Here is a 24,618-nt window from a genome sequence, read left to right on the forward strand (position 1 = left end):
CTCGAGGCGGCGCTGGGGGGTGCTGCAACGATCGAGCTGCATGCCAAGGCGGATGTGCGCGAAGCGACGATCCGCCATGAACGTACGAGTTGGACAGGTCAGGGTGAGAACTTTCTGGACGCCCTGGAGGATGCGGTGCGGCAGGTGGCTCTATCGATGGGAAGCGCCTCGATACTCGATGGGCAGCAGGTGAGCGAGGAAGGCGCCAGCACGAGTGCCACCACATTGGCAGGGCAGATGCTCCCGAGGGGTGGCGGGATGCATCTTGGCGTCAGGCGTCCACCAACAGAGGTCGGCTATATCAGCGCCCGGATAGCTGACGAAACGTGATCAAGGAGTTGATCCCGATTATCGCCAAAAGGCCCTGGCTGCAGCCATCTCGTCCTCGGCAAAATTCTGCAGATGGAAGCGGTCATTCTCGTCAGGCGTGGCCTCGACGACGATCCGGGTTTCAGGTCGAAACCGCCACTCGGCGACGGCATCCCGGATCTTCCACTCGATGTCGGCCAGGAGATCGGCTTGCGCTGCGGCCAGGACATCACCCAGATCATTGATCCAGATCACCCGATACCTTGGCTGGCCGTTCGGCTTGTTGTTCATCGCATCATGCATCCAATCCTCTGCGCCGGGCTGTGAAGCGCAGTAAGCTATAAATCGATCGTCGTATAATCGACTGCAGGTGTTGCTGCTGACCAACGAAGAATTGGCCATCTCTTGTAACAATGCTCAAGAACATTGTTGCGTTGTCATCGGCTGATGCTGGTGGAGACTCTCAGAGCAGCTCGACGCAAGATGGTCCAATCCTATCCGGAACGGGTGTGGTGCGGCAGGCTGCGGTGCCTCCTCATCACGAAAGATCATCCAGCTTTATGGAACATGGACACAGTACAAAGGCGAACCCGTTCACGTAACTAGGATGTAGGGAACGAGTCCGGCGCTGGATCGACTTGCACTCAATCACGCAACGAAACCGTTAAAGCTTGCACTTGCTCATGTCAGCGCCCTGGCTGGCAAGGAACGCCTTGGTTTCCAGCCACCAGTCAGCGTTCCGATCCCAATCCAGACGCGCCTGGCTGTTGCCCAGCGTTCCCCAGATCACGGCTCCGTCCGCGCCAGCATCCTTGACCGCCTGCAACTGCATTCCAAACCCGCCCTTGGGCAGCAGTTCGACGTCGTAGCGGCCAGCAGCAGCATTCCAGGCCGTGCGGTACTGCATCCACAGGAACGGGAAAACGGGCTTCTTCGGCCAGTTGCTTCGCGCGGTGGCAACCGTTCCAGCCGCGTACCGCCTGAACATCGCTGCTTCGCCCCACGCATAGAGCTGCGGGAAAAGCACGTCCGATTGATCGCCTACCCGCTTCAGCGCAGCGACCGCTTCCTCGTATGGCTTCTTTGGCTGTCCCTGCGCGGATGGGCTCTGGTGGAACTCCGGGGGAGCCACTCGAAAATACCCAAGCTTTGCTGCGGAACGCCGGGCCTTGAGCTCGCCCTTCAGGAAATGGAGGAGATCGTAGTAGTCTGTTGCCTTGCTCTCCATCTCGGCACGCGAATCAGTCGGTAGCAAGGCCCAGCTGCCCTCGACATCCAGCACGACCATGTGATGGGTAGTACTCTGCGCCGCGGCGTCGACGAAAGGCGCCGCCTTGTTCTTCAGCCGCGCATAGTCAGGCACCGGACCAAGCTTTCCGCCAGAGAACAGGGTGCCATGATAGACGATCGGCATCGGCATCATGCCGCATTGGTCGAAGCCGGAGACAGTCTGGTTGAACTTCAGGGAATAGTAGAGCTTGAAGCTCTTGCTGGCAGCCTCAGCCGTGGGCGCAGCCGCCAGTATTCCGGCAAGGGTCGCGATCGCAATAAATAACGAGAGAAAACGGTGCTGTTTCATGGGATGCCTTCGTTCAACAGCAAAGCCCCGGCCAATGTGAACCATGCAGCTATCGCTGCAGGATGGTTGCCTAGGGAGTGATGCTTGCAAAGAACGGGATAGAACCAGACATCCAGTGCGTTATAATTGACCGCACATCTCAACTTGGAAGTGAGCAGCAGTAATATTTCGCGCCGACGATCTTGGGCGCGTGGCTACTAGTCGAAATTGAAGGCTGCGTCGAGCGACAACCTGGACATCTACGGCCAAAAAGCGAGGGGATGTGAGTGCCGCAGTGTTGCAACTAGTGGCCGTCTCGTGCGGAATCACTTCTGTGGAGCTGGCGCTATCGGAAGCCCCGCCTTACGCAGGCCGCCGGCCATGAGCTCGATTTGAGAATCCAGCAGGTTCCAGACGCGCTCAGGGTCGAGAAGCGTTCGCAGATATCAGGATTGAGGGCGAGCGCCACGTCAGTGCCTGGCAGGAATATTATGAAGATCAGGTGCGGCTACGAGTTGCCGCGGAGCTTCGCCATCTCGGCCTCGACGTAATCCAGCAACTCGGTCTGCTCGTCCTTCGGAGCATCAACCGTCACTGTCGTGCCGTACTTAAACTTCCGCTCAGAGATCATCTCGCCGGCAGCGCGCCTAGCCCCCTCAACTTGGTCTGCTTTGACACGGGCGATCCGTCCGGTGCCATTGGACCAATCGATCTGGTACTTTGCTTGTTTAGCCATACTTCTGATCCTCTTATCATGCCCACTCGTATGGAATCCCAAGCGTGGCAGGCTAGACTTGCCGTATTCCGGCAGGATGTTCAGAACCCTCGGCACATAGATCCAGCGCGATCCTATTGCCTCCCCATCTGCGCGCTTCCAACCTCGCTGATCTCGATCATCTTGTTCGCAGCCACACCTCACCCGGTTGCATAGAAAGCGCACTTCTACCCCATGTTTTCCGCATTTGGAGGGAAATGCGGTGGTGATGATAGAGCCCAACAGATTCGACCTTTTGTCGGTTCCAGATCCACGAGCAGTTCTGCGCCAGACTGGACAATCAGCAGTAGTGACAAGTCGTCTTAAGCATCCTACGCATCAAGACCTTAGGATCAGGGAAATTGAAAGGATCATCCATGCGTAGCCTCGTTATCGTCGCGGGTTTGTGGCTCACCGCCAGTGCCGGAGCGAGCGCTGCCGAGGTACCGGAACTGACAGGCACTTGGAGTGGGTCGGGACCTGCAGTGAGCGAGGGTGAAGGCTGGGAAACGGAGCGCTCCACCAACATGTCGATCGACGAGCAGCATGGGCGCGTCTTCCGGGGCGTGGTGAAGTACGAGGGTGGAGAAGAGGATTTTGTCGGGATCATTCAGGCCGACGGCAAGGGTATCCTGATCTCGAACGAAGACGGGCACGTTACCGGGATGTTGACTGCCGCCGACGAGATGGAGGTCTGCTACGTTGAGGGTGGCGATGATGCGATCGCTACCTGCTCAACGATGAAACGGGCGCAATAGCCCTCCTGTCCGTCAAGTCGGACGATCCCCGACGTCGTTGATTATGACGCTGCTGTTGGGTCGGCTTCGCGAGCAACGATACCAGCCAAGCCAGTCGCGGAGGACCGCTCAGATATCGTTGGCGATGCCAAATCAGGCAGAACCCAAAGCCTCATCACGAGGGCACCTCTCGAGCGCTGCAATGTTAGCTCTCACGACAGCAACTGCAGGACGAGACGGGCACATGATGCGGCAGTGGATTCTCGGGGCAGCCTTCGTGAGCATGGCCGGCGTGGCACAGGCGCAGACCACCCCGGCGCTTGTCGAAGCCGACGACGCGACCACCGTGGAGGCGTTCAACCTTACGGTCGACCAGGTGGAGGATCTTGATCTGATCGGCGCCGATGGCGAGCGCATCGGCGAGGTCGACGATGTTCTGATGACCCCGGAGGGGGAGATCACCGCAGTCTCTGCCGATGTGGGCGGGTTTCTTGGCTTGGGCGAGAAGGACGTCATGATCGAGATCGATCAACTGACGCCTGGCGAGAACGGTCTGGTGACCAACCTCACAAAGGAACAGCTTGAGCAACTGCCGGACTGGGACGACTGACGAGCGGACCAACGTCAAGTTCGTTGCAATCATCGCAGATGCAGAAATCCTCAGGAAGCTATCGAGTAGTCTGCTGGAGATAGCTGACATCCAGGTGACCGAGACTGGCCGATCCACTCAATTAGCCAGGTGTTCGGTGTCGATAGCAGGAGCGGGTCGCCTAGAAAGGCGGCCCGCTCCATTTCGGCTCAACGTCCACAGGCCGCCATCGTTTGACCCTATGGTCCACCCCCTGGGCCTAGGGCCGATCGACAATCATTGCATCCAGATCATGGCGGCGGCCAGCTGAACGAAGCCGATGAAGTGGAGGGTGCGTCGGTCATGGCGGGTGGCGAGGCGGCGGAAGTGCTTGAGCTTGCCAAAGCACCGCTCGATGCGGTTGCGCAGCTTGTAAGCGCTGGCGTCGTGCGGGATGGCGATCTTGCGGGTGCGGTTGGCAGGGATCACCGCTTGGGCACCCATGTCGGCGATGAGCACGCGTAAGGCATTGCTGTCGTAGGCCTTGTCGGCAAGCACGGCGGCGCCGGTCTGGCCGCCGAGCAGGGCGGGTGCCTGCGTGACATCGCCGATCTGGCCGGCAGTAACGATGAAGCGGAGCGGCCGGCCCAGAGCATCGGCGAGCATGTGAACCTTGCTCGTCAGTCCTCCTCTGGAACGCCCCAGCGCCTGGTTCTTGGCCCCCTTTTTCCAGTTGCCGCCTGCTGGTGCATGCGGACGATCGTGCTGTCGAGCATCAGGTACTGGTTGTCGCGATCGGTAGTCAGCGCCTGGAACACCTGCTCCCACACGCCGGCATGGCACCATCGGCTGAACCGTCGGTGCACCGTCTTCCACTTGCCATAGCGCTCGGGCAGGTCCCGCCAATGCGCGCCCGAGCGCAGCACCCACAGGCAGCCGTTCACAAACAACCGGTTGTCCGAACCCGTCCGACCCGGATCACCCGTCTTGCCCGGCAACATGGGCGCGATCCGCACCCACTGTGCCTCGCTCAGCTCGTAGCGCTTCACAGCCATCCAAAGGCTCCCAACCCAGCTTAGGACCCGGTGAAGCAGCATGCAGCATACCCGAAAACTCTGAATGTCGATCGGCCCTAGAGCGCGGCCTCGAACTGGCAGGTCTGGCCTGGGCACTGGCCTTTCTCATCTTCGCCCTGGGCTACGGGCGGATGCTGTTTGCGCGGTCGTCCAGATAGCGGCGGCTTGATCCTCACCCGCTTCGGTGGAGACCTCTAATACGCTCCTTGGGCGCGAGGAAGGTGATCTGATGGCGAAGAAGAGGTGGGAGTTCAAGCGGGCGGCTATCACGCTGATGGAGAACTGGCAGCCGCAAATGCAGTTTGCGGATGAGCTTGGCAGCAAACACCAAGCTGGGACCAGCGCGCTCTTCGAGTTCATCACCGAGTATTACTAGGGACACAGCCAGCTGGTCTTCGCCAACTAGCCCTTCTCAGCCTGGGACAGTGTCTTTTCAAGCTGGCCATGACCGTGGCGGCGATCGGCCGGCTCGTCCACCACGCCACCATCCTCGAGCTCAACGTCGAGAGATACCGCCGCCGTGCCGCTACCGGACCAGGGCAGGCCTCATCACCGACGACAGCCGTAACAACACCGGGAATCACAATGCCCAAAACCCAACGACAATCATCTCCCCGGCTGACCGTTTTAAGAGCGCGTCCCGAAAGGGGTTGAGTGGCCGGGATGGCGTAGTTCCGAGAGGTTGCTGAGGCCTTTTTGGAGCCGCTCATGTGGACCCCGACCATCCATCGGCAGCATAGCCGCGACGGATTGCGTCACGAAACCGATCTGACCGATCCCGAATGGGCTCTGATCCTTGCCCCTCATGCCCGAGCCGAACCAGCGTGGGCGACCCCGGGCGTGGTCGCTCCGCGAGATCATGAACGCGATTTTCCACGTGCTGCGGGGCGGGGTCGCATGGCGGCTTCTTCCAGACGACCTGCCGCCACGAACAACCGTTTACCGCTGGTTCGCCTCGTGGCGCGACACCGGCTTGTTCGAGACCGTGAACCACTTGCTCGTCATGGACGACCGGGAGCGCGTCGGACGTGAAGCATCGCCCAGTGCCGTCGTGATCGATAGCCGGTTGGTCAGGACGACCGAGAGCGGCGGCCCACGGGGTTACAATGCGGGCAAGAAGGTGCAGGGCCGCAAGCGGCAGGTCATGGTGGACACGGACGGGCGCAGTCTCATTCTGGAGGCCCAACCCGCCGACGTTCAGGATCGCGACAGCGCGCCTCTCGTGCTGCGCCTGTCCCGCCGGTCGTTCCTGTTCATCACGAAGGCGTTCGCGGATATGGGCTTTGCCGGAAGCGGGCCCGCGACGGCGACCTGCATCACCATCGAGATCGTCAAGAAGCCCGCCGATCAGGTCGGCTTCGCGGTTCACCCGCGCAGGTGGGTGGTGGAGAGGTTCTTCGCCTGGATCAGTCGCAACCGGCGGCTGTGGAAGGACCCTGAGGCCAAGCTCGCCTCGGCCAAAGCCTTCCTCTACGCCGCCTCCATTATGCTCCTCACCCGCCGATTGGCTCGGACCTCACGAATTCCGGGCCGGGCTCTTAGGACAACGATCTTCAGTCTCGGCTCGTCGAACCGCCGGAGCCGGGCCTTTGACAAGAGCGGCCTTGAGCAGTCGGCAGTATAGGGGAGGCATTTTTAGCTTGCTCGTTCCATGGCCGTAGCCAACTGCTGCTTGAGCCGCTTGATTTCCTCAAAGCGTGCAGCGATGTCGCGCATCACGGCTGCCATGCCGATGACCCGCCCCCGGCCATCCATGAACGGCACGATGGTGAATCCGAGGGATATGCGCTGCCGGTCCTTGCGGATGCCTGGAACGGATAGAAGGTCGCCCTGGCTATAGTGGCTCTTCCCTGTTCTCACGACCTCGTGGAAGCCCTGCCAGTGGCAAGCGCGCAGCCGCTCGGGAATAATCAGGTCCAGCGACTGTCCAAGGGCCCCCTCCCCCAATGCCCGAAGATGCGCTCAGCTCCAGGGTTCCACAGACGGATGACCCCCTGATCATCCGTGGCCACCATCGCATCGGCCGATGCCGCCAGAATGCCGTCAGCCACGATCCGCGCAAAATCCATTCCACTCTCCGCTTACCGATGCCCGAAGGTTCACCCGATGCCGATAGATTCTGGGCCGGTATGCGGCCCACTCTGATTACTGGGCCAAAGCCGATCCATATGCGCCATAGAAGCACCCTAAGCAGGATACGTGGCTAGAGCTTGTTAGCTCCTGATTGCTTCCTCCCTATCTGTTGGACGTGCAGCAGATGGGGGAGCTGATGAGGGGCGTTCTGACGGATGGGCAAGTGGGCGACACTGGAGCCGTGAATCGAGGCCTACCGTCCGCACCACCAGACGCAGCATTACAACCTGCGACGCACGATCGAGGGGATCATCTGGGGTCACGTCCGTCAACATGGTGGAAATTCGGTGGGCGTTGAGGTGGTCATCGCCTAGGCGGCCAGGGGTGGAAGTTTCAAGGTTCCAAGCTCGGGTGTGAGCAGCTCGGCCATCGCCTCGAGCTGCATGTAGCGGTGCTGGAGCTGCCACTCGTCGTTGGCTTCCAGCAGCACGGCTCCGATCAGCCGCAGGATCGAGGTCTCGTTGGGAAAGATGCCGACCACGTCGGCCCGGCGTTTGACCTCCTTGTTCAGGCGCTCCAGCGGGTTCGTGGAATGAAGCTTGGCCCGGTGCTGGACCGGGAATGCCAGGTAGGCCAGGACGTCGTGCTCGCTCGCGTCCATCAGGTCCGCGAGCTTGGGCCAGCGGGGGCGGAGCTGATCGGCGAGCTGGCGCCAGGCCTGCCGGGCCGCCTCCTGGTCCGGCTGCAGGAAGGCTTGGCGCAGCGCGGCGGCAACCATCGTCTGCTGGCCCTTCGGCACGTGCGCCAAGGCATTCCTTAGCCAGTGCACGCGACACCTTTGCCAGGTGGCACCAAGGACCTTGGCGATGGCGTGCTTGAGCCCTTCGTGCGCGTCCGAGACCACCAGCTTGACCCCACGCAGGCCGCGCTTGACCAGCCCTTTGAGAAAGCCCGACCAAAACGTCTCTGCCTCGGACGGGCCCAGGCCCAAGCCAACGATCTCGCGGCGGCCCTCGGCGTTCACCGCCACCGCGATTATCGCCGCGACCGAGACGATGCGGCCGCCCTCCCTGACCTTCAGGTAGGTCGCATCGAGCCACAAGTAGGGCCAATCGCCCTCCAGCGGTCGCTCGAGGAAGGCGTTCACCCGCTCGTCGATGTCCTTGCACAGCTTGGAGACCGTGCTCTTCGAGATGCCGCTCAGGCCCATGGCCTGCGCCAGCTCGTCGACCCGCCGGGTGGACACGCCTCCGATCCAGGCCTCCTGGATGACCGCCACCAGTGCCTTCTCGCTGACCTTGCGCGGCTCGAGGAAGGGCGGAAAGTAGCTGCCCTGGCGGAGCTTGGGCACGCGCAGCTGGAGCGTGCCCAGCCGGGTGTCGAGTGCGCGGTCGCGAAACCCGTTGCGGTAGTTGAGCCGCTCCGGCGAGCGCTCGTGCCGCCCGGCGCCGATCAGCCCTTCCACGTCCGCCTCCATCAACAGCTGCAGCACCGCCTCGGCCACGGCGCGCAGGAAGTCGCCATCGCCGGCCTTCTGCATCAGCTCGGCCAGTGGCAGTCTGTCCTCGGTCATCGGTCCTCCGTTCAGGTGAAGCGTCGCAACTCCACCCTACCCGGCTGGTCCGATGACCACCTCAGAAGCTCAGCAAATTTCCACCACGAGCGCGGACGCTACCTCATCTGGCGCTGTCTCACTCTTGAGGAGGAGGCAAGCTCGCGTTTCGGATACTGTATACTGCCAAATCTTTGGCCTCACAGATGAACGAGTATCATCCGCCTTCGCCGGCTGGGCTGGAGCTTCTTCTCGCTGGCATGAGAGCCGAGGGAGCCAGGGCAGACTTTCTGTCATTTGTTTGATCTAAATCAAAGACCGACCCCTGGCTTTGCGCCACCACCGCGAGTGCCGGAAGGTTTGCGGCCTGGAAAGCCAGCGGTGCTGCTCGGCCGATACGATGATCGGATCCTGCCGCTGGTGAGACGAGGGGAGGACAATGTACGGTGGCCGGTATGATGGGTGACGATGCCGCGCGATCCGGCTGCAGCCTCGCTGGGTTATGAACATGACCACCATCAAACCGGCCGAGGGCGCGTCGGGTGCGCTTTGGACAAGCACCGGGGCCTTCACCGCCTGTTTCGCGGTCTGGACGATCTTCTCGATCATCGGTCTGGGCATCAAGAATGAACTCGACCTCTCGGAGACCCAGTTCGGGCTGCTGGTAGGAACACCGATTCTGAGCGGCGCCCTGTCGCGGGTCTTCCTCGGCATCTGGGCTGATCAGTACGGCGGCCGACGGATCTTCGCGCTCGTCATGGTCCTGGCCGCCATCGCGACCTTCTTGACTTCCTGGGCCGACAGCTATCTCCTGCTGCTGCTGGCGGCCTTGGGCGTCGGCATCGCCGGCGGCTCGTTCGCGGTCGGTGTCACTTACGTCGCGGCGTTCTATCCACCGGGCCAGCAAGGCACCGCGCTTGGCCTGTTCGGCTCCGGCAATGTCGGCGCCGCGGTCACCAAGTTCCTCGCCCCCTTCGTGATGGTGGCGATGGGGTGGCAGGCGGTCGCCCAGATCTGGGCCGCGGCCTTGCTCGTGATCGGCGTCGCCTTCTTTTTCCTCACGCCAGAGGATCCCGCATTCCGCGCGCGCCGCGAGAGTGGCATTGCGGCGGCGTCGATGCAGGACCAGCTCGCCGTGCTGCGCAACCTCCAGGTCTGGCGCTTCTCGCTCTACTATTTCTTCGTTTTCGGCGGGTTCGTCGCCCTCGCCCTGTGGCTGCCGCGCTACCTGATTGGCGTCTACGGGCTCGGAATCGAGGCCGCGGGCGTGCTTGCAGCATTCTACTCAGTGCCGGCAAGCCTGTTCCGCATCTATGGAGGCCGCCTCTCGGATCGCTTCGGTGCGCGCTCGGTGCTCTACTGGACGTTCGGCGTCTCGGTGCTGTGTACCTTCATGCTGTCCTATCCGCCGACCGACTACGTGATCCACGGTATCCACGGGCCGATCGCGTTCTCAACCTCGATGGGCCTGGTGCCGTTCGTGGTGACGATCTTCGTCCTGGGCTTCTTCATGAGCCTGGGCAAGGCGGCGGTCTACAAGCACATCCCGGTCTACTACCCCCGTCACGTCGGTGCCGTGGGTGGGCTGGTCGGCATGATCGGCGGGCTGGGCGGCTTCATCCTGCCGCTGCTGTTCGGCGTGCTCAACGACCTGACAGGCGTCTGGACCAGCTGTTTCGTCCTGCTCCTGCTGCTGGTCACCGTGTCGCTGCTCTGGATGCATTTCGCGATCCGGCAGATGGAGGCCTCCGCCCTGCACGGGGAGCGGCCCGCTTCCTGGCCGGAACTCCCGGAGATGGAGCCGATCCACGACTCGGCGCTCCACGCCCCAGGGCCGACGCCGGTCGGCACTCCGGTAGTACAGCCACGCACGCTCGCCGACTGGCGGCCGGAGGATCCGGAATTCTGGGTGACCACCGGCAGGCCGATCGCGCGGCGGAACCTGTGGATCTCGACCTACTGCCTGCTGCTCGCGTTCGCGGTGTGGATGGTGTGGAGCGTGGTGGTGGCTAAGCTGCCGGCGATCGGCTTCGACTTCACGCCTGACCAACTCTTCTGGCTGGCAGCGCTGCCGGGATTGTCCGGAGCCACGCTGCGAATCTTCTACGCCTTTCTGGTCCCGATCTTCGGCGGCCGGCTCTGGACCACCGTCTCGACGGCGTCGCTCCTGATCCCCGCCTTCGGGATAGGCTATGTGGTGCAAGATCCCAACTCGCCGTACCTTATCTTCCTCGTGCTGGCGCTGCTCTGCGGCCTGGGCGGCGGCAACTTCGCTTCGTCCATGGCCAACATCAGCTTTTTCTTTCCCAAGTCCGAGAAGGGTAATGCGCTCGCGATCAACGCCGGCCTCGGCAACGTCGGCGTCAGCCTGATGCAGTTGATCGTCCCGATCGTCATCACGATGAACCTGACAGGCGGGCCGGGCCAGACCGCTGGGCCGGACGGCGCGATGCTATGGATGCAGAACGCCGGGTTCGTCTGGGTGCCGCTGGTCATCATCGGCACGTTCACAGCCTGGTTCGGCATGAACGACATCCTGAGCGCGCGGTCCTCGTTCGCCGACCAGGTATCCATCTTCCGGCGCATCCACACTTGGCTGATGTGCTGGCTTTACACGGGCACGTTCGGCACCTTCATCGGCATGTCGGCAGGCTTCCCGCTGCTGGCGGGCCTGGTGTTTCCCGAGGTAAACGCCCTACCCTTCGCCTTCGTCGGTCCGCTGGTGGGGGCGTTGTCGCGGGCCGGTACCGGCTGGATCGCCGACCGGCTGGGCGGCGCCCGAGTGACGTTCTGGGTGTTCGTGGCAATGATCGCGGCGGCCTTGGGAATGATCTGGTTCCTGGAGATGCGCAGCTTCTGGGGCTTCTTCCTGATGGTGCTGCTGCTGTTCTTCGTGAGCGGCGTCGGCAATGCCTCGACCTTCCAGATGGTTCCCGGGATCATGCGTCGGGAGATGGACCGCACCGCACCCAACCTTACCGAGCGCGAGCGCATCGCCAAAGCCGAGCGCGAGTCGGCGGCAGTCATCGGCTTCACCTCCGCCATCGCCGCATACGGCGCTTTCTATATTCCCAAGGCGTACGGGACCTCAATCTCGATGACCGGAGGGGCCGCCGCCGCGCTGTGGGGCTTCCTGATCTTCTACGTCGTCTGCGCCGTGATGACTTGGCTGGTCTACAGCGGTCCGCGCGGCACTCTGCGGAGCCTGCAACGGCCTCCGCTCCAACAAGCTGGCAAGCTCGCCCATGCAAGCGGAGGAAGCTCCCGATGAGCCATTTCCTGGATCGTCTCACCTATTTCAGGCGAGTGCGGGACAAGTTCGCGGATGGTCACGGGATCACCACCAACGAGAGCCGCGAGTGGGAGGACGCCTATCGCAAGCGTTGGGCGGCGGACAAGATCGTGCGCTCCACCCATGGCGTAAACTGCACCGGGTCCTGCTCCTGGAAAATCTACGTCAAGGGCGGCATCGTCACCTGGGAGACCCAGCAGACCGATTATCCCCGCACCCGCCCGGACCTTCCCAATCATGAGCCGCGCGGCTGCCCGCGCGGTGCCAGCTACAGCTGGTATCTCTATTCAGGTACCCGCATCAAATACCCGCTCGTCCGCGCCCGTCTCCTGGGTGCCTGGCGCGATGCCCGGCGCAACCTTTCGCCGGTCGCGGCATGGCGCTCGATCGTCCAGGACCAGCACAAGCGGGCGAGCTGGGTGACTCGCCGCGGCCGCGGCGGGTTTGCCCGCGCCGGCTGGGACGAGGTCGCCGAGCTGATCGCCGCCGCGAATGCCTACACCATCAAGGAATATGGCCCGGACCGGATCGCCGGCTTCTCGCCGATCCCGGCCATGTCGATGATCTCCTATGCCGCAGGCAGCCGCTACCTCTCGCTGATCGGCGGCACGCTGCTCAGCTTCTACGATTGGTACTGCGACCTGCCGCCCTCCTCGCCGCAGACCTGGGGCGAGCAGACCGATGTGCCGGAGAGTGCGGACTGGTACAACGCCGGTTTCCTGCTCGTCTGGGGATCGAACATCCCGCAGACCCGCTCGCCGGACGCGCATTTCTACACCGAGGCGCGCTACAAGGGCACCAAGAGCGTGGTCATCACGCCCGACTTCAGCGAGGCGTCCAAGTTCGCCGACCTGTGGCTGCATCCCAAGCAGGGCACCGACGCGGCACTGGCATTGGCGCTGGGGCACGTCGTCCTGCGCGAGTACCACGTTGACCGGACCGTTCCCTACTTCGCGGACTATGTCCGCCGCTTCAGCGACTTTCCCCTGCTGGTGAAGCTCGTGGAGCGGGACGGCCGGCTGGTGCCCGACCGGCTCTTGCGCGCTGCCGACTTCGAGGCTGCGCTGGGCGAGGCCAACCAGACCGACTGGAAGCCGGTCGCCATCGACGAGATCAGCGGGGAGGTCGTGTGTCCGGTGGGCTCGGCGGGCTTCCGCTGGGGCGACCCGGGCAAGTGGAACCTTGAGGAGAAGGACGGCAAAGGGCGGGAGGTCCGCCTGCGGGTCGGCCTTGAGGGCGACCACGACGAGGTCGTGCCGGTCGCCTTCCCCTATTTCGGCACGGTCGCACCCGAGGCCTTCGTCGCCACGGGCCATGACGAAGTACTGGTGCGCAACGTTCCGGCCAAGGCGATGACGCTCGTTGGCGGCCCGAGCTATGTCGCCTCGGTCTACGACCTCTTCCTCGCCAACTACGGGATCGACCGCGGGTTCGGCGGCGGCAATGTCGCAAAGAGCTACAATGAAGACGTGCCCTTCACCCCTGCCTGGGCGGAGAAGGTCTGCGGCGTCCCGCGCCAGGCGATCATCCAGGTCGCGCGCGAGTTCGCGACCAACGCGGAGATGACCGACGGCCGCTCCATGGTGATCCTGGGTGCCGGGCTCAACCACTGGTACCACATGGACATGAGCTACCGCGGCATCATCGCCCTGCTGGTGATGTGCGGCTGCGTGGGCAAGTCGGGCGGCGGCTGGGCCCACTATGTGGGGCAGGAAAAGCTCCGGCCGCAGACCGGCTGGCTGCCGCTCGCGTTCGCCGCCGACTGGGTGCGCCCGCCACGCCAGATGAACGGCACCTCGTTCTTCTACGCGCACAGCGACCAGTGGCGCTACGAGACGCTCAAGATCTCCGACATCATCTCGCCGACGGCCCCTCCGGGCGACTGGTCGGGTGCCATGATCGACTACAACGTCAAGGCGGAGCGGATGGGATGGCTTCCCTCGGCGCCGCAGCTCGACGTCAACCCGATCGAGCTCGGCAGCAGGCTCGTCACGAGCGGCGAGGATCCCGCGGCGGTCCTGCCGGCGAGGCTGCAGTCGGGCAAGGTGAAGCTTGCATGCCACGACCCGGACAATCCGAGGAACTGGCCGCGCAACATGTTCTTCTGGCGCTCCAACGTCCTAGGTGCGAGCGGCAAGGGGCACGAATACTTCCTCAAGCATCTCGTGGGCTCGCTGCACGGCGTCGTCGGCACGGACGACGTGCGTGCCGGCATCCAGAAGCCGCAGGAGGTCGTCTGGCACGAGGAGGCGCCGGCGGGAAAGCTCGACCTGATGGTCAACATCGATTTCCGCATGTCGACCACCAGCCTCTACTCGGACATCGTGCTGCCGACAGCGACCTGGTACGAGAAGCACGACCTCAACACCTCGGACATGCACCCGTTCATCCATCCGCTGACTGCGGCGGTGGATCCGGTCTGGGAGTGCAAGAGCGACTGGAACATCTTCCGCGCGATCGCGAAGAAGTTCTCCGAGGTGGCGCCCGAGGTGCTGGGGGTCGAGCACGACGTGGTCCTGTCGCCGATCCAGCACGATACCAAGGCCGAACTGGCCCAGCCCTACGAGCCGCTCGACTGGGCGAAGGGCGAGTGCGATCCGGTGCCCGGCAAGACGATGCCGGGCGTCACGGTGGTCCAGCGCGACTACCCTGCGACCTACGCCCGCTTCACCTCGCTGGGGCCGGCGCTTGAGAAGCTCGGCAACGGCGCCAAGGGGCTGAACTGGGACACCAAGCACGAGGTCGATCTGCTCGGCCGGCTCAACGGGCTCGTTCCCGAGGGCCCGACCGCCGGGCGCCCCAAGGTCGACACCGACATCGATGCCTGCGAAACAATCCTGATGCTGGCGCCGGAGACCAACGGGGAGGTCGCGGTCAAGGCGTGGGCCTCGCTGTCCAAAGCGACCGGGCGCGATCACGCCCACCTCGCCGAAGGCAAGGAAGAGGAGAAGATCCGCTTTCGCGACGTGGTGTCCCAGCCGCGCAAGATCATCTCCTCGCCGATCTGGTCCGGGCTGGAGAGCGAGCACGTCTGCTACAATGCCGGCTACACCAACGTCCACGAGCTGATCCCCTGGCGGACGCTGACCGGCCGGCAGCAGCTCTACCTGGACCATCACTGGATGCGGGCGTTCGGCGAGGGGTTTGTGACCTGGCGACCGCCGATCGACACGCGGACGGTCCGGCAGGTGCTGGGCAAGCTCCCGAACGGCAATCCCGAGATCCAGCTCAACATCCTGACGCCGCACCAGAAGTGGGGGATCCACTCCACCTATACCGAGAACCTGATCATGCTCAGCCTTAACCGGGGCGGGCCGACGGTGTGGATCAGCGAGGTCGACGCCAAGGCCGCCGGCATTGAGGACAACGACTGGATCGAGGCGTTCAACGTGAACGGCGCGCTCACGGCGCGCGCCATCGTCTCGCAGCGCGTGATGCCGGGCTCCGCCATCATGTACCATGCCCAGGAGAAGATGGTGAACACGGTGGGCTCGGAGATCACCGGGCAGCGCGGCGGCATCCACAACAGCGTCACGCGGATCAACATGAAGCCGACCCACATGATCGGCGGCTATGTCCAGTTCGCCTACGGCTTCAACTACTACGGCACCGTCGGCGCCAACCGCGACGAGTTCGTGATCGTGCGCAAGATGAGTGCAGTGAACTGGTTCGATAAGGCGGTGGACGACCATGCCAGCGGCCAGGCGACCGCGGACTGGGGGCAAGGGAACCAGGCCGCGACGGCGGAGGTGAGCCGATGAAGGTCCGCGCCCAGATCTCCATGGTGCTCAATCTCGACAAGTGCATCGGCTGCCATACCTGCTCGATCACCTGCAAGAACGTCTGGACCAATCGCGAAGGCGTCGAATACGCCTGGTTCAACAACGTCGAGTCCAAGCCGGGTGTCGGCTACCCCAAGGACTGGGAGAACCAGAACCGCTGGAAGGGCGGCTGGGTAAGGAAGAAGAACGGCAGGATCGAGCCACGCATCGGCTCGAAGTGGCGGATACTTTCCAAGATCTTCGCTAATCCGGACCTGCCGGAGATCGACGATTTCTACGAGCCCTACACCTTTGAGTACGAATGGCTGCAGAAGGCGCCCGAGCTCATGGCGCAGCCTTCCGCCAAGCCACGATCGCTCGTTACCGGTGAGGTGATGACGAAGATCGAGTGGAGCGGCAACTGGGAGGACGACCTTGGCGGTGAGTTCGTCAAGCGTTCCCGCGACTACAACTTCGAGGGTATCGAGAAGGAGATCTACGGCCAGTTCGAGCAGACTTTCCTGATGTACCTGCCGAGGCTTTGCGAGCACTGCCTCAATCCGTCCTGCCTGGCCTCCTGCCCCTCGGGCGCCATCTACAAGCGGGCGGAGGACGGTATCGTCCTGATCGACCAGGAGAAGTGCCGCGGCTGGCGGATGTGCGTTTCGGGCTGCCCGTACAAGAAGATCTATTACAACTGGTCGACCGGTAAGTCCGAGAAGTGCATCTTCTGCTACCCGCGGATCGAGACGGGACAGCCGACGGTCTGCTCGGAGACCTGCGTCGGCCGCATCCGCTACCTGGGCGTCGTGCTCTATGACGCCGACCGCATCCATGCAGCCGCGTCCGTGGAGAATCCCAAGGACCTTTACCCGGCACAGCTCGGGGTATTCCTCGATCCCTACGATCCGACCGTGCAGGAGCAGGCACGCCGCGACGGCGTGCCGGAGGCATGGATCGAGGCGGCCACCCGCTCGCCGGTCTACAAGATGGCCATGGAATGGAAAGTCGCCTTTCCGCTCCATCCCGAGTACCGCACCCTGCCCATGGTCTGGTACGTGCCGCCGCTCTCGCCGATCCAGTCGGCGGCCGAGGCCGGCAAGATGTCGGTCAACCACGGCATGCCGGACGTGCGCTCGCTGCGGATCCCGATGCGCTACCTCGCCAACCTGCTCACGGCGGGCGACGAGGAACCGGTCGCGCGGGCGCTCGAACGGATGCTGGCGATGCGGGCCTACATGCGGGCGAAGAGCGTGGAGGGCCGGATCGACGGGAGCATCGCCGAGCAGGTGGGCCTCACCGCTGTGACGATCGAAGAGATGTACCGCTACATGGCGCTCGCGGCCTACGAGGACCGCTACGTCATCCCGACTAACCATCGCGAGACCAGCGAGGACGCCTATCTCCTGCGCGGCTCGACCGGGTTCGGCTTCAAGGAGCCGACCGACGGATCGACGAAGCTCAACCTGTTCGGCGGCTCCAAGCGGACGCCGCGCAAGCCATACATGGACATTCCGACATGACGGAACATACCGACATGAGGATGACGTTGCGCGCGATGTCCCTGCTGCTGGGCTATCCCTCGGCCGAGCTGCAGGCCCATGTCGGCGAGCTCCGGGCGGCGCTCCGTGCCGAAGGCGCACTGCCGCCCGAGGCGCTGCGGCGGCTGGAGCCACTGCTCCGGTCGTTCGAGACCGAGGATCTGCTCGATCTCCAGGCCGCCTATAGCGAGCTGTTCGACCGCTCCCGGGCGCTGTCGCTTCACCTGTTCGAGCATGTCCACGGCGACAGCCGCGAACGTGGCCAGGCAATGATCGATCTGGGCCAGCAATATGTCGATCGCGGCTTCGTCATGGAGGTGGCGGAACTGCCCGACTTCCTCCCGATGTTCCTGGAGTTCCTCTCGTGCTCGCCGCCGAGGGAAGCGCGCGAATGGCTGGGCGAACCGGCGCACGTGCTCGCCGTGCTGGACCAGCGGCTCTCCGAAAGGGACTCGCCCTATGCGGCGGTCTTCCACGCGCTCCTGGCGCTCGCCAGTGCCATGCCCGACCGTGCTGCGGTGGAGGAACTGGAGCAGCGCACCGCCCCCAAGGCGGAGAAGTCGATCGATGAGGAGTGGGAAGATGCCCCGGTGAATTTCGGTGCGCCGGTCCCGGACCATGGTGGGCCGACCGGGGTGGTTGCGAAGATCAGGGCGGCACGCCGTGCCGTCCAGGCAGTGATCAAGAGCTGACGGAGGACGTGATGCGCGAGTTCACGAACTATCTGCTGTTCGGCTGGTATCCGTACCTGGCGGTCATCGTCCTCGTCGTCGGAAGCATCCTGCGCTTCGACAAGGGCCAGTACTCCTGGCGCTCTCAATCGTCGCAGTTCCTGCGCCGTAGGCAGATGATCCTGGGGTCCAATCTGTTCCACCTGGGGATTCTGGTCTTGTTGTTTGGCCATTTCGTCGGACTCCTGACGCCCATCGGCGTCTTCGACTTCTTCGGTGTCGCCCATGGCTTCAAGCAGCTGACCGCCTTGGTGGTGGGTGGGATCGCGGGCATCGCCGCGTTTGTCGGCTGCAGCCTGCTCCTGCATCGCCGCCTGTTCGACGCGCGGGTGCGGCGCAGCTCTTCCATCGGCGACATCGCCGTCCTCGTGCTGCTCTGGCTGCAGCTCGTCCTCGGCCTGGCGACCACGTTCTGGACGATCGACCACCTCGACGGCAGCGAAATGGTCCTGTTCATGGGATGGGCGCAAGGCATGCTGACCTTCGATCCCGGCTCGGCCAACCTGATCGTCGATGCTTACCTCGTGTACAAGCTGCACATCCTCTTGGGCCTCACCTTGTTCCTGATCACTCCGTTCACTCGTCTGGTCCACATCTGGAGCGCCCCGATCTGGTTTCTGTTCCGGCCGGGCTACCAGATCGTGCGCTCGCGCCTGAAGGTGGGAGGCAGCACGACGCCGACCCACGGGCCTGCGGGCCTGGCGCCGAGCTTCGGGGGTGATGCCGTGGTGCGCGGCCAGAGCGAGAGCGGCCAATGAGCAGGCAGACCATCCTCGACCGCCACCCCTCCCCGGCCACGCCAACGCCGGTCATGCCGAGTGCGTGTGCAACCGGCGGCTGCGGTGGTGCGCCTGCCGATGCGCGGCTGCGGCCGGCACCACCCAGCTTCGGTGCCGTAGCCGTCAACGGCGTGGAGATAGAGCCGGAGGCGATCGCACTGGAGATCCAGCACCATCCGTCTCCCGACGGCGAGGCGGCCTGGCGCCAGGCCGCCCGGGCGCTCGTGGTGCGCGAGCTCTTCCTCCAGGAGGCCCGGCGCCTCGGCATCGAGCCCGATCCGGAGGAGGACGATGCCGGCCGCAGCGAAACCCTCGACGATGCCGTGATCCGGGCGCTCCTGGAGCGGCAGATCGAACCGAATCTTGTAGGGGCGGAGGAATGCCGGCGCTATTACGAGGGGCACGTCCACCGCTTCCGTACCCCGGAGCTTTTCGAGGCATCGCACATCCTGATCGAGCCGGATGGCGACGATGCGGCTGCCTGGGCGGCGGCCGAAGCGGAAGCCCGCGCGATCGCGGCCGAGGTCGGTGACGATCCCGGAGCGTTCGCCGAGGCGGCCCGCGCGTTCTCCAAATGCCCCTCGGCCCATCAGGAAGGCTCTCTTGGCCAGGTGCGGCGCGGCGAGCTGGTCGCGGTCGTACAGGAGGCGCTGGAGGCGCTCCCCGAAGGTACGGCTGGCCGTGAGCCGGCCCGGTCTAGGTTCGGCTGGCACGTCCTGCGGCTACAGCGCCGCATCGCCGGGCACACGCTGCCGTTCGAAATGGTCAAGGACAGGATCGCCGACATGCTGGAGGCTCGCGCCTGGGCGACGTCGGCGGCCCTATATACGGCGGAGCTGGCAGGGTCGGCAGAGATCGAGGGCGTGGTGATAGATCCTGCCACGGGCGGGGCCGCCTGATGCCGACGCTGGGAGACATCCTGGGATCGGCACGGCGATCCGCGGCCGGGTTCGAGAAATGGGTCGCGGCGGGTGATCCGGAGCTCGCCGAGGGTGCGCGGCTGGCGGCTGCCCGCTCGAACACCTCCCTGGCCGTTTTCGTCCGGTTCGCAGTGGCGGATTTCAGCCGCTTTGCGGACGAGGAGGATTGGGCGCAGCTCACCCAGATCATGCGTGACGATCCGGATCCGGGAAGCGCATGCCTCGTTGCGATGGTGCGCTGGCGGCTGGCTGCCAAAGGCTGCGCCGACCACTCCGCCTGATCGCGTGAGCCGTCCGATAATGCGGGTGAGGAGCAGACGATGACCACCAAGCCTTCAGGCAGAGCAGCAGATAAAGCCGACGGTGCGCCGTTGAACCCGGCTCTCAAGGAAGCCAAGGACAGCACGTACGGAGCGGATCAGCAGGGAACTGATCCGATGGACACCGTGTCCGTCCAAAAGGACGAAGGCACCGCATGGCCGATGATCTGGGCAGTGACGGTGATCGCCTGCGTGATCATCACGATCCTTCTGCTCGTCTTCTGACGGGTCGCGTCACGCCGCGTCATTGGTCACGCCCGGAGGGGCAATGGGCGGCCGAACGCGGGCAGCTGATACAGGGCGGCGCTCCCGGGACGGGTGGAAAGGGAAGGCCGCCGAACAGGATCCACTACAGCTGACAGCGGGACCAACGTGAGGCGGAACTTGCTGGAATGACGGACAGGGCAGAGCCATGGCTGAGATAAAGATGGCAGGAGAACGGTGCACAGCCGGCCACTTCATTATGCCTTGGCACGGCCGCCGCGATCGGAACTCGGACAGCCGCAGCAGGATCCGACCTCTTGGAAGGACCTCTAGCGGTGTAGGCTCAAATGAGCCGGATGCCTTTGGAGGCCCTGTCCTCACGATCGCTGCGCCCCATCAACCCTGTAGCTGATCGAGGGTCAAGGTAGGCGTCCACACGGGAGGGATCGACATGATCGCTACCGCCGATACCATCGTGGATGAACTCATGTCCACCCACCGCGAGGTGATCCCAGTCTTCATCCGGTTCCGGATGCATTGCATTGGTTGCCCGATCGGCCACTTCCACACGGTTGCGGAAGCCTGTGCTCTCCACGGCAGAGACCTTACCAATTTTCTGCAGGCAGTTAACGCCTCCACCTGCCAGCCGCGCCATTCCTTTCCAGAACCGGCCTCGGATGATCCTACTCGGGCAACTGCTCCGCGAGCATGAGGAGTTGGTGCGGGTCGCGCAGCACGACCCGCTTTCGCCCGCTCGCCACCAGCCCGCGCGCCTCCCAACGGGACATCACCCGGCTGACGGTATGCAACGTGGTGCCGGTCATCTCGGCGATGTCCTGGCGCGTCAGCGGGAAATTGATCAGCACTCCTTCTTCCGTCCTCGTTCCGGCCTGTTTGGCTAATCGCAGCAGCGCGTGCGCGACACGCCGCTCAACTTCCTCGGTCGCCAGCTCCCGAAGCCGCGCGTCAGCCTCCTGCAGCCGCTGCCCGATCAAGGATAGCGCGTTGGCAGCGAGCACCGGACTTTGGGCGAGGAATTTCTCCCATTGGCAGGTAGGCCAAGCTAGCGCCACGCTATCCACGATAGCCGACGCGGTGCCTGGATAGGAGGTGCGCTGCATGACCTTGGCCAAACCGAAGATCTCGCCCGGGTTTACGTGGCGCACGATCATCTGCTGTCCATCCGAGGTAGTATGCATCACCCTCAGCCGGCCGTGGAGCAGGACGAAGAACTCAGTGGCGGCAGCGCCTTGCTCAAAAGCTGCCACGCCCTTTGGCAGTTGCCGCACTGTCGCAACCGCCAGTACGGCCTCAAGATCATTCGCCCCCACCGACCTAAAGATCGACAGATCGCGGATGAGCGATGGGTCCAGGTTAGGGAAATGCATCGTGCATGTTCATGCTGCCGCAGCGGCGTGTACGTTGAAAAGCCGGCTGTTCAAGCCAATGTCTCGAAGAGTACTGTTAGCATAGAGCGATGCATTTGCTGGCTGCGGCAATGAAACAAGTTAATTTTACTCGTCGACTACGTTATGAGCGGCTTGATGCCGGGTTCGGCAAAGAACCAACCGATATAGCCGCCTCTGTAGAACGTCAACCAGTTTGGCCGGTTGGCAACAATCATGTCGATCGGTTTGTCGTCGTGATCTGCTTTCGATCTTAAGTGCGCAGCAGGGCCCCCAGCTCCGCCCGCTGCTGCACGAGGTCAGCTAAGCTGTAGCGGTCGAGCACGGCCAGGAAAGCCTGGCGAGCCTCGTAAAGTGCACCACGCAGTCCGCAAGCCGGCACGATCGGGCAGGGGGCGTGCAGTGGTTCAAAGCACGGTGCGAGCGCCATGTCCGGCTCAACGCGCCGCACGACATCGCCTAAACTGATTTCCTGAGCCGGTCTGCCAAGCCGCAATCCACCGCCCTTACCACGCGCGGTGACGACGTAGCCGGCCAGCCCGAGCTGGTGAGAGACCTTGTTCAGGTGCGTTTTTGAGATGCCATAGGCGTTGGCGACCTCCGCGATGGTCGCGAGATCGTCTCCCTTCACGGAGAGGTACATCAGCATGCGCAGTGCATAGTCGGCGTAGATAGTCAGGCGCACAACGGTTCCGCTCCCGGCCGCAGTCTCGGCCATGCGGAAAGATATACAGACAATCTTGCTTTTGCCCGAGCAAGGTATAACATTCATCTCGAATATATGTTTACCGTGCCGGCTTTCGAGAGGCGAGAGGTGGCGGCAAACACAGTGCTTTAGGTGTTCCTGCCGCCGGAGTCCGGCACGGGATGCATCAAACGAAAACGAGGAGGACGGTCAGGTCATGCATGATAGGTTTGTCAACCAATGTACTGGCCTGGAACCAGCCATACGCTCTGACCACGGAGACGCTGTGGCCCCCCCTCAAGGCGGGACGACCGCAAGCGCCAACCCCATCACGGAGGAGGGCATCCGGCTGCTGCTGGGCCTGTTCTACGATCAAGTTCGCCGCGACCCCCAGCTCGGTCCTGCGCCGTTGGCACATCGGACGCCGACTGGGCACCACACCTCGCGCGCATCTCGGACTTCTGGTCTTCGGTGATGCTGGGCAGCGGCCGCTACCACGGCAACCCCTTCTCGACCCACCTGCGCCTTCCGGACTTGGAACCGATCATGTTCGGTCGCTGGCTTGCGCTCTTCGGCGCGGCCTGCACCGAGGTGTTCGATCCAGAGGTGGCCGGTCTCTTACAGAAGCGTGCGGAGCGCATCTCGCGCAGCCTGCGCACAGGCCTGTTCGACCGACTACCCGCACCACATGAAGCTGCGTCTGCAAAGGCGGCACAATGCTGATTGCCCTGAGGTTCGCATGCCCTACGTCGTCACAGAGAACTGCATCAAGTGTAAGTACATGGACTGTGTCGAAGTCTGTCCGGTGGATTGCTTCTATGTGGGCCAGAACATGCTCGTCATCCATCCGGATGAGTGCATCGATTGTGGTGTTTGTGAGCCAGAGTGCCCGGCGGAGGCGATTGTCCCGGACAGTGACGCCCGCGCGATCGCCTGGATTGAACGCAATCGCATCTTCGCGGCACAGTGGCCCAACGTTACCCATAAGGACGAGCCGCCGCCGGATGCCGACGAGTGGAAGGACAAGCCGGGCAAAGAGGCCTTGTTCTCGCCTGAACCAGGTGCGTGATCGCGAGGGCCTGGAAGCAGGGCAACCGTATCGAGCGCGACATCTGGAACATCCCAGTGGCCGCTGACGGCGAGGACGTCATCCTACCTCGTGCTGGCGACGCTCGTCAGATTCAACAATGCCTGCTGCCGATTGAGCTATGGAGGCGGCCACACCGGTCGCATCCTTGCGAAACTGAGCATCAAGCCGCTTGTGATCAACGTAGGCTACCGCGGTCAGCAGATTCCGACCATTCATCCGCAGCCGCTCGCCATCCCGATGGACCTGATGGCGACGGAGGGCGGCGTTGCTCTCCACCGGAGCGGTTGATCAGGAACCGCCAGATCTCGGCTTCGGCACGCACTCGTCAACCGCGCTCCGGCGTCATCAGCGTGCAGCAACAAAGGAATGGAAGGAGATCGAAATGCGCCGGATGATGGGTTTCCCGTTAGGGTGTGTGGGCTTCATCGCTTCTGTAATGTTCATCGTCTGGATCATGGGTGCCTTCGAGGGGAGCAACCTCGGCACCCATGGTTGGATCGCCTTCACGCTGGGGGTTGTCATTACGTGCGCGCTCGGGATCGGCCTGATGGCGCTCGTGTTCTATAGCGACCGGAGCGGACAGGATGATCGCGCCGGAGGCGGCGGGGACAATCGGAATCGCTGAGGCTGCCAGGAGATCTCACGCGCAGATCATCATTGTGCGGGTGTGCCACATAAACGTCTCCGAACAGCCGTTGCCGGAGGCTAAACAGCACCGTCTGCCAGACGGCCCCGAAGCCTCCATCCGTTTGCCTGGAATAAGTGATTCAAGCCAAACACTATGTTGTTCGAGACATGGGCGGCTTTAGAGCCGCTTCTTCCTCCGTCATCCCGGGACCGTACACCTAGGGCGGTCACAGGAGGGAGTGGGTGTCCAGGCTGGATTACCAATTTACTTGTCCACAAATGTCATAATATCCCTACCAGATATTGGTTATCAGCTGGTGGAGCGACGCCGGCGTGCACGACATGGGCTATGTCTCGCTCGAAAGCCTGCTGGGCCAGGTCGAGGTCAGCGGCCGCGGCGGCACCGTGCTCCAGCCAGCCCTCACCCGGCTGGAAGGCGACAAGTGCTTCCGAGGGATGCGCCGATTCTGCTGATCACCAATGGCGGCTGCGACCTGCTCACCTGCCGGCGCGAGCACGCTTTCCTGATGCTAAAAGGTACCCGCCTGCCTTCCTGACCGCGGCGCTAGACTTCCACTTCAACGCGAAGTCCGAGCCTGTAGCGACAACCTCCAGCCCCCAATGAGGAACGAAGT

General features: G+C 63.3%; 27 protein-coding genes and 1 pseudogene. 19 read left to right on the forward strand and 9 right to left on the reverse strand.

Features of this window, described 5'->3' with window-relative positions:
- The coding region (locus GEMRO_RS34545; protein WP_035484511.1) for a hypothetical protein at positions 1-330 on the forward strand (330 nt) is incomplete at its 5' end.
- Between the two features lie 18 nt (positions 331-348).
- On the opposite strand, the gene GEMRO_RS0100935 is transcribed toward GEMRO_RS34545, so the two are convergent.
- The 3 genes from GEMRO_RS0100935 to GEMRO_RS0100945 all read right to left on the reverse strand — a co-directional run bounded on the left by GEMRO_RS0100935 (position 349) and on the right by GEMRO_RS0100945 (position 2,603).
- Positions 349-711, reverse strand: a complete 363-nt coding sequence (locus GEMRO_RS0100935) for a hypothetical protein (RefSeq protein ID WP_157505388.1) — start codon at positions 709-711, stop codon at positions 349-351.
- A 262-nt stretch (positions 712-973) separates the two neighbouring features.
- Positions 974-1,888 carry a hypothetical protein gene (locus GEMRO_RS0100940; RefSeq protein WP_027132530.1) on the reverse strand — a complete coding sequence of 305 codons (915 nt, stop codon included), beginning with the start codon at positions 1,886-1,888 and terminating at the stop codon, positions 974-976.
- A gap of 487 nt (positions 1,889-2,375) precedes the next feature.
- A complete protein-coding gene (locus tag GEMRO_RS0100945) occupies positions 2,376-2,603 on the reverse strand; it encodes a hypothetical protein (RefSeq protein WP_027132531.1) in 228 nt (75 codons plus the stop codon).
- 395 nt (positions 2,604-2,998) lie between these two features.
- On the opposite strand from GEMRO_RS0100945, the gene GEMRO_RS32215 reads away from it, so the two are divergent.
- The gene (locus GEMRO_RS32215; RefSeq protein ID WP_157505389.1) at positions 2,999-3,379 is read left to right on the forward strand and encodes a hypothetical protein; all 381 of its coding nucleotides are present in this window, start codon (positions 2,999-3,001) and stop codon (positions 3,377-3,379) included.
- A 223-nt stretch (positions 3,380-3,602) separates the two neighbouring features.
- Positions 3,603-3,968: a PRC-barrel domain-containing protein gene (locus GEMRO_RS32220; protein WP_027132532.1), complete on the forward strand. Its 366-nt coding sequence runs from the start codon at positions 3,603-3,605 to the stop codon at positions 3,966-3,968.
- Between the two features lie 255 nt (positions 3,969-4,223).
- Here GEMRO_RS32220 and GEMRO_RS33175 read toward each other — a convergent pair.
- Positions 4,224-4,975, reverse strand: a protein-coding gene (locus GEMRO_RS33175) for an IS5 family transposase (protein ID WP_240476564.1) whose coding sequence is annotated in 2 segments (ribosomal slippage) — positions 4,224-4,651 and positions 4,651-4,975 — 753 coding nt in all. Because the reading frame shifts where the segments join, the coding sequence is not laid out codon by codon here.
- Positions 4,976-5,231: 256 nt separating this feature from the next.
- Between GEMRO_RS33175 and GEMRO_RS35585 the strand changes: the two genes are divergently transcribed.
- Positions 5,232-5,378, forward strand: a complete 147-nt coding sequence (locus GEMRO_RS35585; RefSeq protein ID WP_157505390.1) for a hypothetical protein — start codon at positions 5,232-5,234, stop codon at positions 5,376-5,378.
- Positions 5,379-5,710: 332 nt separating this feature from the next.
- Positions 5,711-6,521 (forward strand): annotated as a pseudogene (locus tag GEMRO_RS26730) (IS5 family transposase); the annotation flags it as partial.
- Between the two features lie 116 nt (positions 6,522-6,637).
- On the opposite strand, the gene GEMRO_RS26735 reads toward GEMRO_RS26730, so the two are convergent.
- From GEMRO_RS26735 to GEMRO_RS0100985, 3 genes are all read right to left on the reverse strand, one after another.
- Positions 6,638-6,949 carry a PAS domain-containing protein gene (locus GEMRO_RS26735; protein ID WP_205624867.1) on the reverse strand — a complete coding sequence of 104 codons (312 nt, stop codon included), beginning with the start codon at positions 6,947-6,949 and terminating at the stop codon, positions 6,638-6,640.
- Positions 6,913-7,071, reverse strand: coding sequence for a PAS domain-containing protein (locus GEMRO_RS35885; RefSeq protein WP_205624863.1), 159 nt, complete (start codon positions 7,069-7,071; stop codon positions 6,913-6,915). Before GEMRO_RS35885 ends, GEMRO_RS26735 begins: the two co-directional genes overlap by 37 nt.
- 374 nt (positions 7,072-7,445) lie before the next feature.
- Complete coding sequence (locus tag GEMRO_RS0100985; protein ID WP_027132535.1) at positions 7,446-8,648, reverse strand: IS256 family transposase; 1,203 nt, start codon at positions 8,646-8,648, stop codon at positions 7,446-7,448.
- 487 nt (positions 8,649-9,135) lie between these two features.
- Between GEMRO_RS0100985 and GEMRO_RS26740 the strand changes: the two genes are divergently transcribed.
- The 9 genes from GEMRO_RS26740 to GEMRO_RS35790 all read left to right on the forward strand — a co-directional run bounded on the left by GEMRO_RS26740 (position 9,136) and on the right by GEMRO_RS35790 (position 20,887).
- On the forward strand, positions 9,136-11,898 hold the full coding sequence (locus GEMRO_RS26740; protein WP_035484521.1) for a nitrate/nitrite transporter: 2,763 nt from the start codon (positions 9,136-9,138) through the stop codon (positions 11,896-11,898).
- Entirely contained in the window at positions 11,895-15,680 is a 3,786-nt protein-coding gene (locus tag GEMRO_RS26745) for a nitrate reductase subunit alpha (RefSeq protein ID WP_051328545.1), read from the forward strand. Before GEMRO_RS26740 ends, GEMRO_RS26745 begins: the two co-directional genes overlap by 4 nt.
- Complete coding sequence (gene narH / locus GEMRO_RS0101000) at positions 15,677-17,203, forward strand: nitrate reductase subunit beta (protein ID WP_027132536.1); 1,527 nt, start codon at positions 15,677-15,679, stop codon at positions 17,201-17,203. Before GEMRO_RS26745 ends, narH begins: the two co-directional genes overlap by 4 nt.
- Positions 17,204-17,217: 14 nt before the next feature.
- A complete protein-coding gene (gene narJ / locus GEMRO_RS0101005; RefSeq protein WP_027132537.1) occupies positions 17,218-17,913 on the forward strand; it encodes a nitrate reductase molybdenum cofactor assembly chaperone in 696 nt (231 codons plus the stop codon).
- An 11-nt stretch (positions 17,914-17,924) separates the two neighbouring features.
- Positions 17,925-18,710 (forward strand): respiratory nitrate reductase subunit gamma, encoded by a 786-nt coding sequence (gene narI, locus GEMRO_RS0101010; protein ID WP_027132538.1) that lies wholly within the window; start codon positions 17,925-17,927, stop codon positions 18,708-18,710.
- Entirely contained in the window at positions 18,707-19,630 is a 924-nt protein-coding gene (locus GEMRO_RS0101015; protein ID WP_084506395.1) for a peptidylprolyl isomerase, read from the forward strand. Before narI ends, GEMRO_RS0101015 begins: the two co-directional genes overlap by 4 nt.
- Complete coding sequence (locus tag GEMRO_RS0101020; RefSeq protein ID WP_027132540.1) at positions 19,630-19,932, forward strand: hypothetical protein; 303 nt, start codon at positions 19,630-19,632, stop codon at positions 19,930-19,932. The genes GEMRO_RS0101015 and GEMRO_RS0101020 overlap by 1 nt, the downstream gene beginning before the upstream one ends.
- 39 nt (positions 19,933-19,971) lie before the next feature.
- Positions 19,972-20,196, forward strand: a complete 225-nt coding sequence (locus tag GEMRO_RS33875; RefSeq protein ID WP_157505392.1) for a hypothetical protein — start codon at positions 19,972-19,974, stop codon at positions 20,194-20,196.
- A gap of 466 nt (positions 20,197-20,662) precedes the next feature.
- On the forward strand, positions 20,663-20,887 hold the full coding sequence (locus GEMRO_RS35790; protein WP_322100033.1) for a DUF1858 domain-containing protein: 225 nt from the start codon (positions 20,663-20,665) through the stop codon (positions 20,885-20,887).
- Here GEMRO_RS35790 and GEMRO_RS0101035 read toward each other — a convergent pair.
- Together GEMRO_RS0101035 and GEMRO_RS0101040 are read right to left on the reverse strand one after the other, a co-directional pair.
- A complete protein-coding gene (locus GEMRO_RS0101035; RefSeq protein WP_027132541.1) occupies positions 20,859-21,563 on the reverse strand; it encodes a Crp/Fnr family transcriptional regulator in 705 nt (234 codons plus the stop codon). The genes GEMRO_RS35790 and GEMRO_RS0101035 overlap by 29 nt on opposite strands.
- A 271-nt stretch (positions 21,564-21,834) precedes the next feature.
- Complete coding sequence (locus GEMRO_RS0101040; RefSeq protein WP_240476561.1) at positions 21,835-22,299, reverse strand: Rrf2 family transcriptional regulator; 465 nt, start codon at positions 22,297-22,299, stop codon at positions 21,835-21,837.
- A gap of 438 nt (positions 22,300-22,737) precedes the next feature.
- Between GEMRO_RS0101040 and GEMRO_RS34805 the strand changes: the two genes are divergently transcribed.
- From GEMRO_RS34805 to GEMRO_RS33885, 5 genes are all read left to right on the forward strand, one after another.
- Positions 22,738-22,989, forward strand: a complete 252-nt coding sequence (locus tag GEMRO_RS34805) for a group III truncated hemoglobin (RefSeq protein WP_205624864.1) — start codon at positions 22,738-22,740, stop codon at positions 22,987-22,989.
- 16 nt (positions 22,990-23,005) lie between these two features.
- Complete coding sequence (fdxA, locus tag GEMRO_RS0101050; protein ID WP_027132543.1) at positions 23,006-23,335, forward strand: ferredoxin FdxA; 330 nt, start codon at positions 23,006-23,008, stop codon at positions 23,333-23,335.
- Between the two features lie 90 nt (positions 23,336-23,425).
- Complete coding sequence (locus GEMRO_RS33880) at positions 23,426-23,644, forward strand: 5-formyltetrahydrofolate cyclo-ligase (RefSeq protein WP_169728291.1); 219 nt, start codon at positions 23,426-23,428, stop codon at positions 23,642-23,644.
- Positions 23,622-23,981 carry a hypothetical protein gene (locus tag GEMRO_RS26760; protein ID WP_157505394.1) on the forward strand — a complete coding sequence of 120 codons (360 nt, stop codon included), beginning with the start codon at positions 23,622-23,624 and terminating at the stop codon, positions 23,979-23,981. The genes GEMRO_RS33880 and GEMRO_RS26760 overlap by 23 nt, the downstream gene beginning before the upstream one ends.
- Positions 23,982-24,316: 335 nt before the next feature.
- Positions 24,317-24,457 (forward strand): hypothetical protein, encoded by a 141-nt coding sequence (locus GEMRO_RS33885; protein WP_157505395.1) that lies wholly within the window; start codon positions 24,317-24,319, stop codon positions 24,455-24,457.
- Positions 24,458-24,618: the final 161 nt, after the last annotated feature.

Source organism: Geminicoccus roseus DSM 18922, from assembly GCF_000427665.1.
Lineage (GTDB): Bacteria > Pseudomonadota > Alphaproteobacteria > Geminicoccales > Geminicoccaceae > Geminicoccus > Geminicoccus roseus.